Raw genomic sequence first — 14,006 nt, 5'->3', positions numbered from 1 at the left:
ATTATGCAACTCCTTTGATATGTTTTTGGTAGTACGCCCAGCACAATGCCAAAGCGTCGGAAGGGTCAAACAGCCGCTGCTGTATATCGCCTATTTTGTATTTACCTTTTGGATCATTTCTCTTGTAGTAAACGGGAATAGCAATTTCATCAAAATCAAGATCGAACAACATCTGCATCTCAACAGCAACTGTTTCTTTATCCGCGTTGCCTTTTCCGGTGAACATCTTTAGTTCAGAGGGACGTATTTCAGCAAAACGTACACGATTGTGAAGCGCAGCCAAGGTAACCATAGAATACGCACCAACCAAAGCAACAACGGTTTTGGCATTTTTAAAATGTACGGGACGTTCCATAATCACCACATCAGGCTTATGGAATTGAATCATGTCATAAGTATCTTGGTAAATGGTGTTCAAGACTTTAGGCATCTGTATTTTGGAATAGTCCTTTAAACCGAAATCGATTGGTTTGCCCTTCGTCATAGTCGCCCATCCTGCATAATTGGTCCCATGATCGATCCCCATGATTTTCATCGTCTAGCACGCTTCCTTTCCTTGCGCCGCTGATTCGCCGGCAACATTGTCCGTCTAATGACAAACACCTCGGCCAGCTTACGGCCCTTATCGTCGCGTACGGCGTAACTCAAGTGCGTTTGGTGCTGCGAATCAATGAGCTTTGGCATGTGGCACCTCTACCCCGGCAATTTTCCCAAACTCAGCAATCCCCTCCAGGAGCTCAGTTTGAGAAATCCCCGCAAATTCGGAATTCAGTTCGTCATGATCGGGGACTTGTCCAGTCCGCATGAACCGATGCCGCATGTACTCTGATACGGACCATCTGTTAAAGGAGCCGTTCATCAGGCACCACGCCGGATTGTTCGGGATTTTCCGGAATGCCGATGAATGATCACCATCATGCTGGGCATATCCCTTTCTACGAGCCAGTTTTCCATATTTAATCCGTTAGCCTTGATCTCCATCTTTTGCCGCTTTGTCGGCCGTTTCCCCTGTTTCATGTCAATTCCTCCTTATGCATATTTGCGTTGTTCAATATCTTTAGGCGGCAGCTGTGGCGGCGTCGGCCCGAATGCATCATTGTGTGTTCGCTCATAGTTCACGAACTTGTTGAACTGCTTCAGGAACACCAGCTCCACGGTACCAACAGGGCCGTTACGCTGCTTACCGATGATAATCTCGATGATGTTCTTCTTCTCAGACTCTTGGTTGTAGTAGTCATCCCGGTACAGGAATGCAACGATGTCAGCATCTTGCTCAATCGAACCGGATTCCCGTAAGTCGGACATCATCGGACGTTTGTCCTGGCGTTGCTCTACTGCTCGGCTGAGCTGGGATAATGCGATTACTGGCACATTCAATTCACGCGCTAAGTGCTTCAAAGTCCGGCTAATCATAGACACTTCCTGTTGGCGGTTCTCGCTAGCTTTACCGCGTCCTCCAGCGACTTCAATCAGCTGCAGGTAATCGATCATGATTAGGGCCAACCCCTTCTCTTTTTTCAAACGTCGGCATTTGGAACATATGTCCTGGATGGTAATCCCTGCTGAATCATCCACGTATATATTGGTTTGAGCCAATTCTCCAACAGCTTGGGTCATTTTGATCCAGTCCTCATCTTCCATTTCGCCCATCTTCATGGATGTAGCTTCGATGTTGCCCTCTGAGCTAACCATCCGTTGTGCGAATTGGCCTGCAGACATTTCTAAGCTGAACACCGCTACCGCATCATTTGTGTTCTTTGCAACGTTTTGAGTAACGTTCAAGGCGAAGGCAGTTTTCCCGACCGATGGCCGAGCGGCAACGATGATCAAATCACTGCGTTGAAGCCCACCTGTGATGCTGTCTAGATCGATGAATCCAGTCTTTATCCCGTTAACAATGCCATTCTTGACGTTATAAGCACGGGTTTCAACATCATCGACAAGCTGCATCATAATGTCTTTGATTGGCTTGAAATCCTGCTTCGGTGCAGCTCTATCAGCTATCTTGGCTTGTGCTTGTTGAGCGCCGGCCAGTAATTGAGCAACCCCAGTACCAGAGGAAGCTTGTTGAATCTGCAGAAGACTGGTCTGGATGAATTCTCTACGGATCGCCATGTCTTGTAACTGCTCAAAGTAATATCCGACATTAGCCGTCGTTGGGACACTATGTGCAAGTTTTGCAAGATAACTAACGCCACCTGTATCATCAAGCTCGCCTTTGTCTTTAAGCCTTCCTGTGACAGTAACAAGGTCAATCGGTTGTTGATCCTCGAACAATTCAGCAATGGCATCGTAGATCAAACGGTGACCTTTGCCGTAAAAAGCATCGGGAGTGAGTCTTTCCGCATGTTCCATCACTTCGCCAGGATTCAAGAGCATGGCGCCCAGCGCAGCTTGTTCAAACTCCATGCTGTGTGGCAATTCAGGAATCCCTAAGTTTTGCAAGTAAACCATCCTTCCAGCCCGGCGGCGGTAACGTTGCCTTTGCCCGGTTTGCTTCTCGTTGTCGCAAGTATGCTTGTGTTTCGTCTATTTCTCGTTGCCGAGCTTCTTGATCTCCCATGTTCCCGCGGATCTCAGCGATGTTCGGTGGCCATTTCCCTGTTCGGACATGTTCCTGCAGGTTTTGCCGAGCTGCTTCAAACGGGAAGTCATGAAGGTATTTCATGTGGCGATCTATGTTCTCTTCGCTCACGTCAAATTGTGGGTAGTTCTCTTTGATCTCGATCAACAGATCAAGCACTTCAGCTTTATCCACGCTTACGTTCCTCCTCCGCTCGCCGCCTTAAATCTGCCAGTTCCTGTTGCTGACGGCTTAACCTGCGCGGCTGGGTAGCCGCTGGCGATTGTACGTTTGAAACCAAAGCAGGTTTAAAAGGTTTCTGCTGTTCAGTAGCTTTATGATTTGCCCAAGCTTCTTCGATGCCCTCGACGTAGTACAAAAAGCTCTTGGGAAGCTTAAAGTCATCTCCCTCACGATTACGTTTTGCCTCAAGCAGGCTTGCCATAGTTCGGATGGTAAAAGGGTTAGGCGTACCTCCGGCGACCATCTTACCCATGGCTGAACGTTCTTTTTGAGAAACATTAAAATCTAACTTGTTATGCATTTGGCAGTAAGCATTCAATATTCCAATCATTCCATCATCTTCGGGAGGAACGGGATTCAAAATGTCATCCCATGAATCCGAATCATTAACAGTAGTAACAGTAGTAGTAGTAATATCTTTTAGATCGGACAGTTTTGTCTGATCACTACCCAAAATAAGTGTGTGATCGGACATTTCTGTCTGATCACTTGGCGACTGATCGGACAATATTGTCTTATCACCGTAATTGTGATCGGACATATTTGTCTGATCACTGACTTCATGATCGGACACTTTTGTCTGTTCACTTTCGACTGATCGGACATTTTTGTCTGATCTCTTTTTGGAGTTCCGAACCTTCAAGATCAGTCCTCTTGGTGCCCTGGTCACATTGATGTACTGATGTTGTTCAAGTGCATCCATCCATCTGCTGACGGTCTTATCGTTAACTCCGAAATAACCGGCTATCTCAGACAGCTTCATTGGCTTGCCGCCGAGGACAATGCCCCAGACAGTTTCCTCCTCCTCAATCTCCTTCGTAGTTGAACTGATGCACCAGAGGAAAAGCCATATCGCGTTGCCTATTCTTTTGTAGTGGTCTGGCTCCAAGATGCCGGAGTAGATCGGAAACGGGTAACTGCCTTCGGGCATACCGTTCATCCCCTCGTTGCGTTAATTGCATGTTTTTTCATCGCTTGTCTTCCAGGAGTACATGTGGGTACTTTGCTTTCTTAACAACCCAACCAGGATAACCTCTTTCGAAGTAAGCAACAGTTTCACGTTGAAAGGCTGCCTTGTCAGTATCGAATAACTTCCAGATCCTATCGCCCATCATGCTTCGTAATAATGGCTTGCCTGTCAGATCGTCCATCTTAATCACCTACCAGCTACATAAACCTGCTTCCCTGTCAGAGCTGCTATCTCTCGTTTAAATAGTTTTTCATCGCTGTTGTTGTCTGACAGGTGAAGCAAGTGAATCTCTTGCACACGCCGCATGTCGTTCGCTCTGATGAATTCCTTGACGTTCTCGAGCGAGAAGTGCGACCGGAGTAATCTATGTTTCATCACCGCCGGCACTCGGCCAGCGGCAATATTTTGATTGAGTATATTGATTGAATAATTGCACTCCACCATGATGTGGGTTAATCCAGTAAATCGGTGTTTGATGTAATAGGTATCTGTCGCAAACAGAAGCTTGTCCCCTGCTGTATTAGCCAGAAGGAAGCCCAGGGGCTCCGCTGCATCATGCTGAGTATCAAACGGCATTATCGACCAAGTACCGACGGTGATCGGCTGCAGGGCTTGCAGGAGTCTCACACGATGGCCATCGATACGTAATGCATCAGCGGTGCCTGCACTGGTGTAAATGTCTACCCCTGCGCGGATCAGATCCTTAACGGCTGCCGTATGGTCGCCATGCTCGTGGCTTACAAGACATCCTGCAAGTGATGATATCTGAAAGGCCAGCCCTCGCTGAATCTCCTTGTAGCGTAGCCCTGCATCAAGCAGCAGGGGCGTGTGGCCATCCGTAATCCGGTAGGCATTGCCCGCGCTGCTGGAGCCAAGGGAAGTAATCTCAATCATCAGAAACCTGGTCCATTACCGTCAGATGAACCCTCATCCCCGAATTCCATCTCACGTTGTTCCTCTTGCTGCTCGTGTTCGTTCGAAAGCTCGTTTTCCTCCGCATATTGTCCAGACGGTGGTGAAATATCAATTGGTTCTGTATTGGCATGCTCAGCAATTTCTCGTTGAACTTCAACATAGGATTCATCTGTTGCCTCGGTGTATGACAACTCAACAAGTGCATTCCCGAAGTCTTTCGGGATTTTCTTTACAACGTTATTGCGCATCTTCCGGATAATCATGGACTCACGGCTCTGTGGTTCGGTCCATGCAGGGCTGATGTATTGCCGAAGCTCAGGATCATCCAATGCACCAAGTCCCAATGACTTTGCCTTCTGAAGGATTTCAGACTTCTTCGCAGCAATTTGTTTCCGTTCATCAGCAGTTGCTTTAAAACGATCTGCACACACACCGAATGTTTCATTCATCATGTTATTGTTCATGTGAGCAATGAGGTTGCGAGCTACATCGTCACGCTCGGCAATGTGAAATTCGACTGTTCCGTCTTTCTTCATGATCGGGTACACGATTTTTACAACGTCACCCTTACCCTTCGGGATCCAAGTCGGCGGAACAACATCGAACCCAGTGTATTGCGGATATGTGAAATCATCCCCCTCACGGACAAGCCAGAACTGGCCAACCTTTTTCACATCGCGTCCGAATCGGGCGAGAATGGCATCATTGCCATCCCCCTCGATCCCCATCTCAATGGATTTTTTCCAAACATCCTGGCCACCCACTTTTACTTTCGTGTTGCGTACCTGGAAGTAAACTTCTCTTGGACTCGCTGCAGCATTAAGTTTTAGTGAAGCGGTTTGTAGCAGGATTTGTGTAATGTTGCTTTTATCGAGCTGATCATCGTTCCAACTAATGCCTTTTGCATCTAAAGCGCCATTGATTGATGAAATAGCGTTCAAGACGCAAGATTTCGCATATTCGTCCATTTTGATGCCATTCCCAGTGAGCTGTCGCTCAATCATAGGGAAGTAGTTATCATTTACCTTGGTAAGTGTTGTTGAATAGTCGCTCATTTAGATCGCCTCCTGGATGTCGTTATGCTCCAAACGGAGCTTCTTGTCGCCTTCAGATACCACCAAGCGAATCACTTGGGCATCCGTATCAATCAGTTGCGTTACGGCCTCAGCGTTATCCACGAAGATCGGTGCTGAGAATCCGTAATGCTCACCAAGCGTGTTGATGATGTCAAGCCCTACATTGATTCGAGCAGCGTTGTTCAGACCGCCTTCATAAGGGACACCGTTGTACATCGTCTTGCAGACATCCTTCAGGCCGCCATTGACTTGTTCTTCGAACAATCGGAACCGGGCATGCTTGAATTTTCGATTGATCTTGGATTCCAGCATGGAAACTTTGGCCCGTGTAAACTCTTCCGTGAGGAACAGTTCATGTTCAAGGCGTTCATATTCAGCAGCAAGCTTTTTCTGTTGCTCTGCTAGCTCAGCGATACGTTTTTCCGTAGCCGCTACTGTCGCCAGCTGCGCTTTGTCTGCTTCCAGCTCGTCTACCTGACTACGAAGCAATCTAATCTCTGCCTGCGCTTTACCGATAGCATCAGCAGCTGAAGAACGAAGCTGCTCGATCTCAGCGCGGACATATTCGGCTTCCTTTTGCTTGGCTTGGTATTCGGCATCTTCTGCTGGGTCTGAAACTTCTGATTGCAGGCTTTGCAATGTTTCTTCTGCTGCAGTAACTTCCCTTTGCTTTGTGGTCAACTGCTCTTGGAGATTTTTCAAGCTTTCTTCTATATCAAACATGGAGTGTTTGAGCTTTCTGACCTCTTCAGCAGCAGCCTTTCCATCAGCACTAATTCCCTCGAGGCGTCTCGATTTATCCAGGTTGAAAGCTTCCAACGCTTTATCTTGCGCTGCCTGTACTTGGTCTTCAGGAAGGACTTGTCCACATGTAGGGCAGTTGGCATCATGCTGATGCTCGTGCACTGGATATTGGAGACTATCCAGAGTGGTCCACTCTTCTCGGAGCCGAGTTACTTGGCTTTCCGAACGGATGATATGCCGCTTTAACTGTTCTACCTCTCTCTGTCCTCCAGCGATCTTGGATTGTAGCTCAGATGCTTCGCTTTTCAGATGCATAACACGTCCACGTTGCTCAGTTACTGCTTGTAAGCTATCAGCCTGGACACGATGCTTAATGTCTGTCAGTTCTGCACTGATCTCACGCAAGCGGATCTCCTTTGAAGAAAGCTCTCCGCCTGATTGAATCCGTTGAAGTTCAGCCGTCTTGGCGTCCACTCTTCCGCGCATCGTATCAATGTCTTCCTGCAGTAGTTCAGGATCCAGATCGGATACATCCGGCATGCTGCGACGGGCTTCATCGATACGAACCGGAATCTTATCCAGCTCCTTATTGATTTCAGTACGGCGAGCTGCGATAACTTTGCGATGATCTTCTAGGTTTCGATCCCCCAGGATGTCGGCCAACGGTGCCAGTTGCTTATTGCCTGCAATGATTTCGGCATCCGTCATTTCCCCACACACTTCCAGAAGCACTTTACGGCGGGCATCCGGTTTAAGAATCTCATTAAAGTAAGAAGGGCTTGTAAGCAGTTTGAAAATGTCCTCACTGATCAGCCCATCAACTTCGGCTTTGTACTGCCCTTGCTTAACTGGTACGCCATCTACGTAATAATCAGTGGTGTGCCCATTGGATTCGGCAACTGCAGATCCGCGTTTCTTTGTAAACTTCTCGTAGTAGACCTTCTTGAAGGAACGCCGACGACGATCAACCATCAGAACCGCTTCGACTTCGTGTTCAATTCCGCGTTCAGCAACTTTCCCGGCTTCATCCAAACCTTTGATTTCAAAGTCCGTCCGATTCTGGCTGTCTTTACCGAACAACGTCCATACAAATCCATCGAACAGCGTTGTTTTGCCTGTGGCATTGTCGCCAAACACGGACACGCTATCGCTGCCAGTCTCAAGTACAAAATCCCGAATACCCTTAAAGTTACGAAGGGTCAGGGATACAAGGATTATCTCTTTCATACCGCTGCACGCTCCTTTGATTTGAAGTGTTGGCTGATCGCTTCAGCCACCGCCGCAAGTTGATCGTCATCGGCCATCAGTTCAACAGAACCGAATGAACCGGAAACGGTAAGGATTGCAGGTGTATAATGCATTGCTGGTTTAACAACAGCGTCAATTGATTGAGCCGTTAAATTGGCAGTAAAAGCAGTGGTTTGCATAATGTCCTCCTTGTTTGGCACGGCCACCCATGGTAAGATGACCGTGTATCCATATTTAGTTTTGAAAGATCAGGATGACCGCCTAGCCCGCGGTCATTTTTCGTTTTCTGGAGCTGGACCATCTTCTGCGATCGTCTTCCAGTCGAGAATTACAGGTGCGTTTTCTACACTCGTAATCAGATGGCCATTTTGATCAAGCACATAATATTCCGAATGAATATGGTCTTCGAATTCTGAACCAACTTGCTTAATTTCGATAATTTCTTGCCCGTCGGTCTCACTACCCACTTCAAACACCCGAGTGGGATTGCTGACTACAGTCAGCCGATGAATGATTTGCAATGTATGTCCTCCCTTCCTATGTATTGCGGTTTCCCGCGACCATCGCCCCAAAGGGCTAGGTTTCGTCCGCACCGCTGCGGACTCTTCAGGCGGTAATTTGATCTATTGCTTCAATTGCTTGTATCTTGAACTCCAACGGCAGCTCCTGCAGACTCAACTTTGCATTTTCCCAACTGATATAAATGTCCAACCGTTCCGAACGATACGTATCTATGCCAGATTCTGAAGCTGGCACTTTGTTGCTTGCTCTCAATGCCAGTGTTGTCTCTACATAGTTATCAATGATCTTGCGTGCCATTTGTTCACTCATACCGATTCCCCCTTGCGTTTTGGCTCAGGAGAGGATAAAATAGGCAACACGAAAGACTTTACCCAAGTCTTGTAACCAAGTGTCCGCCCTGCCAGGCGGGCATTTTTCATTTCTGCCTCTGCGAATCGAATCATTCGGTTCAGGTATTCCTCAGCGCTTCTCATCTTTCCAGGCAACATTCTTTCAGGCTGCTTCTTAATTAGCTTCAGGTTATGCTTTGAATTTCTGCCAGCTTGCAATGCTTCTTTCACCAACTCTTCACGTGACATTCAACCAACCTCATTTCATGTATTTTTTTGCCTTCAGATCAGCTCGATGTTCTTTCCAGGTAGCGAACCAACTGAAGGAATATTCCTTACATAAAACCGCTGCAAAATGTGTTAATGCAGTGATTGCCTCGACTGTTTCCATTAGCAGCCGCTTCATGACTTGCCTATCTGCTTCGGTAAGCTGATCTGCCGTCTTGCTGATCGGTGCTTCAGATGTCAATTCAAGGACTTCCTTCATTTCCTCAACAGTTTTAAAAAGTACCGATGCTCTATGTAAATCCACATTGTCCAGCCAGGGCGAGATCGCACCGCCAGTTACTTCTTCCTGTGCAGCCAAGTACAACCTCGGCTCATCGAATGCGACCGCCGCCTGCATGGCTAAACCTTTCGGTGCTGCTCGCGTTCCCTTCTCAACCTTTGCAATCGATGAACGATCAAGCAGCACCTTTTCAGAAAATTGCTCTTGCGTTAACCCTCGTTCCTTGCGGTATTCATGAAGCACGTCTCCTATTGACAATAAAATCGTCTCCTCTCGTTTATTGGAGAGGGTATTGGGACAAACTGACTCACAACCTGAGTTGTTATGTGACATTTCCAAGGGGTAAAATTGGGTCATGAGTTGTTCCCAAATCCCCTCATCGCCCGCCAGCAACCGGTACAGCTCGGCGGGTTTCTTGTATCTTGCGAATTTGCGCTTCAGCCTCACGTTTTAGAGACTTGAGCTCGCGTTGTGATATAAGATGTGGGTTTTTGCACTGTATTTCACGTGATAACGTAAAATCAATTGCCTGATCGATCGTCATGTCCTTGAGACCGACACGGGTGACAATTCCAGCGATACAACATGCTCTGGATGTAGGCTTGATCCATTGAAATCTCATGAGTTCACCTCACTTGGCTGACTTTTTAGAATTAAGTTTTTCTTTGTTTGCTTTGATCTCCCGACATGCTCTTTCGAGCAATTCCCGGTCGAAGATTCCAGTATCAATAACGACTTTGTTTGTGATAGGCTGCGCAACTTCTTTCATTAGCTCGCTCCTTTCTCAGAATCGCCTTTGTAACACTCTTGAGACACTTGGATTAAAAAAAATAGCTCTTCAAACTTCTTATTTGGGAACTTAGTAAGGATTTTAGTCATTACATCCTGACCCAGTGAAAACCTTGAATCGTTTGTTGGAAGCTTTGCCCTCCATAGAGATGCCCTTGAAGTTTCAATATAATCTGCAAACTTTTCATCTGTCATTTGCAGGTCATCTTGTAGTTTCTGGAGCACTCCAGGCAGAGGAGCGATTCTCATTTATGCCACCTCATTTCTGTTTCACGCTTGTTACAAATCAAATATATCACATCTGTATCACGTATGCAACAATATATTTCACTCTTGAAACACTATTTCGTTTCATGTGTGAAACACATTCTGTTAGAATTAAGGTCGGGTGATTAAATGGACTTAAAAGAATTTGGTGTTTACTTCGCAAAAATACGTGAGCGGAGTGGTTATAGAAGTCAAAGGGAATTAGCGGAAAAATCAGGGGTTAGCCATTCTACAATCAATAGAATAGAATCTGGTTCTCACAAAGTATCAACAGAAAATCTGAAAATTTTAGCTCCCCATTTAAAGGAAGTAACTTATGAGGATTTGCTGCATGCATTGGGATATATAGATAACGGGGCAACTGCCGAAAATACCGGAGTTGAAACAACGATTCGCATGCTTGAAAAAGAAGCCCATGAATTAGGGCTTTCGATTTCTGACCCCCAGTTCATTGAAATGGTCAAGGACAGCATCAAGTTGATCAAGATTGCACGCGGAAAGGATCTTAATAATTCTTAGGTTTATATGTATCTCTTGATTTGTCTGATGAATTTTGTTTGGATCTTCACTGTTTTCATTCATATAAGACACTTCCATTCATTCTTTTTATGTACTCAAACATTATGCGTCTAAGAATGACTTTTCCCTAATAATACTAACACGAGAACCTCTGTTCGTAAACAAGTTCGCATTTTATCTTTTGAATTTGTAAGGAGTAGCGCGATGCGGTATGAACCGGATCGTTGCCGACTCAAGATTCTTTATAAACAGACTGGCATTACTCAACGGATGGTTCATATAATCACTGGTATTCCTGAAAGTCAGTTAAGTGATTATGCCAACAATAGAACATATATGGGTTTTGGTACTGCCGTCACAATTGCCAAAGCGTTAAAACTACAGAATATTGAAGAAATTTACACTTGGCGAATAATTGAAGAATCATGAGAGTGGCATTCGGAGGTCTTCCTCCCGATCCCGGTAAGAACTTCAAGATATCTTGAAGTAGTGCGTGCCCTCATCTGCTACCTTTGAAATAGATCACCCCTAACCTGTAACATGTTATGTCATACCTTTAGTCCTAATATTACCATCAAATAAATGCGAATGCTGTCGAATAGAAATTGACCGTTCACTAGGGATGAACGGTCAAAAGCCTTTAAATTTATGGATGTTCCGACGCGATACTTTTAATCCTTCGACCTTTTGTAATTTGTCGAAATATAGCGTCTGATTTTTTTCACAAAATGTCCATATTTTATCAATACTCACAATGGCTGATTTTGAAGCTTTTTCAAAGCCGAATGGCATGAAGAACTTTTCGTATTCATTCAAGTTTCTTAAAGGCCTACCCTTTCTGTTTCGTGTTCTTATTTCGATTTCATCATTTTGAACTACAATGGCCACGATCTCGTCTAGGCCGACCACTATTAAATTGCCCTTTGGGCTGATTATTGGTAGCAATATCATCACCTCGTGTTCCTATAATGTACGAAGTGATGCTCATATATACCACTACATAACTGAGGTGAAATAGATTTGGACGAACTTTATGTACTATTGTTCTTAATAGGAATGATTGTATCAATCACATTTCTAGGCATGGCTACGTTCGCTTATAAGAAGGGCAGCGGAAGGGCAAAGAGACGATATATTGTATCAGGAGTATTTGCAATCATCGCAGTCTTGGGCATTTTAGGGATAGCGAGAGGATTGCCCGATAAAGATACGTTAGAAACAGCTGAAACAACATCAGCTAAAGTTGATTATAACAATGTAGCTATAACCGTTGATGATCAATTCCAAAAATATATTCAAGAATTAGAACCTTTTGAACTCAGTTCTGTGGATGTCATTAATAACTTTCATGACAACAAGATTGATCGCCTTTCCGCTTACGAGAAGATCAGAGATATGAAAGATCGCTATACCGTCGCTTCTATGGAAATAAATAGAGTATCGATCCCTGAGGATTTACCGGAAGAATTGAAGAACGATTTAGAAAAATTGCAAATGGATATTGCCACAAACTACTTCACTAGGTCGGAAGCCATGAAACACTTTTTGAACTATATTGATAGCGGCAAAATAAGCGATATTGATAAGATGAACCAACAACTTGAAGCCTCAGCTAGTTTTGCAAGAGAAATTAAACTCAATTATGGATTGTTTTATTCTAAAGTAGGGCTACCTCCAACGGAAGAATAAGATCGGAATAACCAAAGCAAAGAAGAATTTAATTTAAGCCCTTCGGGGCTTTTCTTTCACATCATGATCCGAACATACATTCTCAAAAGGAGCGAGTTAGATGAAGGCAGCCTTATATATTCGAGTCAGTACTGATCGGCAAAATGAAGAAGGATTCTCTATGGAAGCTCAACATGATCTCCTAATGGAGCTGCTTGAGAAGAAAGGTATGGAGCTGTACCGCGTATATTCAGATCCAGGCATCAGTGGCCGTACAATAAAAAAGCGACCTGGCATTCAACGACTTATTGCGGACATGAAAGCTGGCAAGTTCGATGCAGTCCTGGTTCATAAACTCGACCGTTTAAGCCGTAATCTTGGCGATCTGTATGAATTCATTGCACTGATCAATAAGTTGAACAAACGTTTCGTTGTAGCTTCATTGGGAAGTGAAGAAATCGATACACAATCCCCAATGGGAAAAGCATTTCTATACTTCAATGGTATTTTTGCTGAGATCTATTCGGACAACCTTCGAGAAGAAACTTTAAAGGGTCTCACCAAGAAGATGGAAAACGGTGGACTTCATATGTCCAAGGCCCCTCTCGGATACGACATCGAAGTTATTGACGGAGAACGGAAGCTAGTCGTAAACGAATATGAATCAGAGCTGATTAAAGAGGTCTTCAGGCTTTACCTAGCAGGTAAAGGAGTTGTATCCATAGCAAAGCACATGAATGGCCACAGCCGCGGTAAAGAAGGCGGAGTATGGGATAGTAAGTATGTAAGGATCGTCCTGCAGAATCATACGTACACAGGGAATAACCATTTTAAGCCGGTGCTCTGGGAAGAAAGCAAAAGAATCATTACTCCTGGAGAACATGAGCCGATCATATCTATGGAAGACTTCTTAAAGGTTCGTAAGATGATGGATCGGCGTGGTGAGAATCACATGAGCAAACACAGCTACGACTACCCCTATGGAGGTATTGTTAAATGTGGTCAATGTGGAGCGACTTACATCGGGAATGCATCGAGGCAGACGCTCGTCGATGGGACAGTACGAGTCTATAGAAGTTACCGCTGCCGAAATCAATATTCAAATAAGACTTGTGATGCTCCAGGAATCTCAGAACATCATCTGCAGCAGCTCATCTTTGAACGCCTACAAATCACCAATAAAAAGCTTCAGGACAAAAAAACGACCGCACAGGCCAAGAGTGATCAACGTATGCTTCAGAAAGAAATTGAGGTATCGAATCGTCGCCGTAAGAACTGGATGCTTGCTCTGGGGGATGGAAAGTTGTCTGCTGATGATTATGCCAACTTGATTGACGACGAAGAGGCAAGAATGAAGGCAATTACTGCTCAGTACGAAGAGAAAGAGGATTATTACATTAACGAGCTGTCTACCGAAGAGATTAAACACATGATGGCCAACTTAAAAGATAACTGGGTTCTAATTGAGCCTGAGACGCAAAAACTGCTGGTGCAGTCTATGTTCCGTCGTATTACAATAAAAAAAGAATCAGACAAGTGGGGCATCATTGATATGCTCACCGTCTGATTCTTTTTTTCTTGGAGATTTTCTCTAAACGCCTTCAACATGATACTTTTCATTAAGTACCATCTTGGAGGCGAGGGG

Annotated in this window: 23 protein-coding genes; 4 read left to right on the top strand and 19 right to left on the bottom strand. The window is 45.0% G+C overall.

The window, feature by feature from the left end; translation table 11 throughout:
- Window position 1 precedes the first annotated feature (1 nt).
- From HP552_RS01690 to HP552_RS01605, 18 genes are all read right to left on the bottom strand, one after another.
- Window positions 2-535 (bottom strand): crossover junction endodeoxyribonuclease RuvC, encoded by a 534-nt coding sequence (locus HP552_RS01690; protein WP_175393978.1) that lies wholly within the window; start codon window positions 533-535, stop codon window positions 2-4.
- Between the two features lie 132 nt (window positions 536-667).
- Complete coding sequence (locus HP552_RS01685) at window positions 668-805, bottom strand: hypothetical protein (protein ID WP_175393957.1); 138 nt, start codon at window positions 803-805, stop codon at window positions 668-670.
- Between the two features lie 53 nt (window positions 806-858).
- Window positions 859-1,017, bottom strand: coding sequence for a DUF6906 family protein (locus tag HP552_RS01680; RefSeq protein WP_175393977.1), 159 nt, complete (start codon window positions 1,015-1,017; stop codon window positions 859-861).
- Between the two features lie 12 nt (window positions 1,018-1,029).
- Entirely contained in the window at window positions 1,030-2,454 is a 1,425-nt protein-coding gene (gene dnaB, locus HP552_RS01675; RefSeq protein ID WP_175393976.1) for a replicative DNA helicase, read from the bottom strand.
- Window positions 2,423-2,758, bottom strand: a complete 336-nt coding sequence (locus HP552_RS01670) for a replicative helicase loader/inhibitor (RefSeq protein ID WP_175393975.1) — start codon at window positions 2,756-2,758, stop codon at window positions 2,423-2,425. The genes dnaB and HP552_RS01670 overlap by 32 nt, the downstream gene beginning before the upstream one ends.
- The gene (locus HP552_RS01665; protein WP_175393974.1) at window positions 2,751-3,737 is read right to left on the bottom strand and encodes a helix-turn-helix domain-containing protein; all 987 of its coding nucleotides are present in this window, start codon (window positions 3,735-3,737) and stop codon (window positions 2,751-2,753) included. The genes HP552_RS01670 and HP552_RS01665 overlap by 8 nt, the downstream gene beginning before the upstream one ends.
- Window positions 3,738-3,774: 37 nt before the next feature.
- Window positions 3,775-3,957: a hypothetical protein gene (locus tag HP552_RS01660; RefSeq protein WP_175393973.1), complete on the bottom strand. Its 183-nt coding sequence runs from the start codon at window positions 3,955-3,957 to the stop codon at window positions 3,775-3,777.
- A gap of 5 nt (window positions 3,958-3,962) precedes the next feature.
- A complete protein-coding gene (locus tag HP552_RS01655; protein WP_175393972.1) occupies window positions 3,963-4,670 on the bottom strand; it encodes an MBL fold metallo-hydrolase in 708 nt (235 codons plus the stop codon).
- Window positions 4,670-5,746: a hypothetical protein gene (locus HP552_RS01650; protein ID WP_175393971.1), complete on the bottom strand. Its 1,077-nt coding sequence runs from the start codon at window positions 5,744-5,746 to the stop codon at window positions 4,670-4,672. The genes HP552_RS01655 and HP552_RS01650 overlap by 1 nt, the downstream gene beginning before the upstream one ends.
- Window positions 5,747-7,738 carry an AAA family ATPase gene (locus HP552_RS01645; protein ID WP_175393970.1) on the bottom strand — a complete coding sequence of 664 codons (1,992 nt, stop codon included), beginning with the start codon at window positions 7,736-7,738 and terminating at the stop codon, window positions 5,747-5,749.
- Complete coding sequence (locus tag HP552_RS01640) at window positions 7,735-7,938, bottom strand: hypothetical protein (RefSeq protein ID WP_175393969.1); 204 nt, start codon at window positions 7,936-7,938, stop codon at window positions 7,735-7,737. Before HP552_RS01640 ends, HP552_RS01645 begins: the two co-directional genes overlap by 4 nt.
- Window positions 7,939-8,031: 93 nt before the next feature.
- Window positions 8,032-8,280, bottom strand: a complete 249-nt coding sequence (locus HP552_RS01635; protein WP_175393968.1) for a hypothetical protein — start codon at window positions 8,278-8,280, stop codon at window positions 8,032-8,034.
- An 85-nt stretch (window positions 8,281-8,365) separates the two neighbouring features.
- Window positions 8,366-8,590, bottom strand: coding sequence for a hypothetical protein (locus HP552_RS01630; RefSeq protein ID WP_175393967.1), 225 nt, complete (start codon window positions 8,588-8,590; stop codon window positions 8,366-8,368).
- Entirely contained in the window at window positions 8,587-8,859 is a 273-nt protein-coding gene (locus HP552_RS01625) for a hypothetical protein (RefSeq protein WP_175393966.1), read from the bottom strand. Before HP552_RS01625 ends, HP552_RS01630 begins: the two co-directional genes overlap by 4 nt.
- A 10-nt stretch (window positions 8,860-8,869) precedes the next feature.
- A complete protein-coding gene (locus tag HP552_RS01620) occupies window positions 8,870-9,376 on the bottom strand; it encodes a helix-turn-helix transcriptional regulator (protein ID WP_246310721.1) in 507 nt (168 codons plus the stop codon).
- Between the two features lie 118 nt (window positions 9,377-9,494).
- A complete protein-coding gene (locus HP552_RS01615) occupies window positions 9,495-9,740 on the bottom strand; it encodes a hypothetical protein (protein ID WP_175393965.1) in 246 nt (81 codons plus the stop codon).
- Between the two features lie 9 nt (window positions 9,741-9,749).
- On the bottom strand, window positions 9,750-9,887 hold the full coding sequence (locus HP552_RS01610; RefSeq protein ID WP_175393964.1) for a hypothetical protein: 138 nt from the start codon (window positions 9,885-9,887) through the stop codon (window positions 9,750-9,752).
- Window positions 9,887-10,156 carry a hypothetical protein gene (locus tag HP552_RS01605; protein ID WP_175393963.1) on the bottom strand — a complete coding sequence of 90 codons (270 nt, stop codon included), beginning with the start codon at window positions 10,154-10,156 and terminating at the stop codon, window positions 9,887-9,889. The genes HP552_RS01610 and HP552_RS01605 overlap by 1 nt, the downstream gene beginning before the upstream one ends.
- Before the next feature lie 147 nt (window positions 10,157-10,303).
- On the opposite strand from HP552_RS01605, the gene HP552_RS01600 reads away from it, so the two are divergent.
- On the top strand, window positions 10,304-10,693 hold the full coding sequence (locus tag HP552_RS01600; RefSeq protein ID WP_175393962.1) for a helix-turn-helix domain-containing protein: 390 nt from the start codon (window positions 10,304-10,306) through the stop codon (window positions 10,691-10,693).
- Between the two features lie 204 nt (window positions 10,694-10,897).
- On the top strand, window positions 10,898-11,122 hold the full coding sequence (locus tag HP552_RS01595; RefSeq protein ID WP_175393961.1) for a helix-turn-helix domain-containing protein: 225 nt from the start codon (window positions 10,898-10,900) through the stop codon (window positions 11,120-11,122).
- Window positions 11,123-11,323: 201 nt separating this feature from the next.
- On the opposite strand, the gene HP552_RS01590 is transcribed toward HP552_RS01595, so the two are convergent.
- Window positions 11,324-11,644, bottom strand: a complete 321-nt coding sequence (locus tag HP552_RS01590; protein WP_175393960.1) for a LytTR family DNA-binding domain-containing protein — start codon at window positions 11,642-11,644, stop codon at window positions 11,324-11,326.
- 69 nt (window positions 11,645-11,713) lie between these two features.
- On the opposite strand from HP552_RS01590, the gene HP552_RS01585 reads away from it, so the two are divergent.
- The gene (locus HP552_RS01585; RefSeq protein ID WP_175393959.1) at window positions 11,714-12,382 is read left to right on the top strand and encodes a hypothetical protein; all 669 of its coding nucleotides are present in this window, start codon (window positions 11,714-11,716) and stop codon (window positions 12,380-12,382) included.
- A 100-nt stretch (window positions 12,383-12,482) separates the two neighbouring features.
- A complete protein-coding gene (locus tag HP552_RS01580; protein WP_175393958.1) occupies window positions 12,483-13,928 on the top strand; it encodes a recombinase family protein in 1,446 nt (481 codons plus the stop codon).
- The last annotated feature ends 78 nt before the right edge of the window (window positions 13,929-14,006 follow it).

Source organism: Paenibacillus xylanilyticus, assembly GCF_013359935.1.
Lineage (GTDB): Bacteria > Bacillota > Bacilli > Paenibacillales > Paenibacillaceae > Paenibacillus > Paenibacillus xylanilyticus.
Note: the sequence above shows the minus strand (reverse complement) of the source record. Positions and strands in the feature narration are given on the sequence as shown.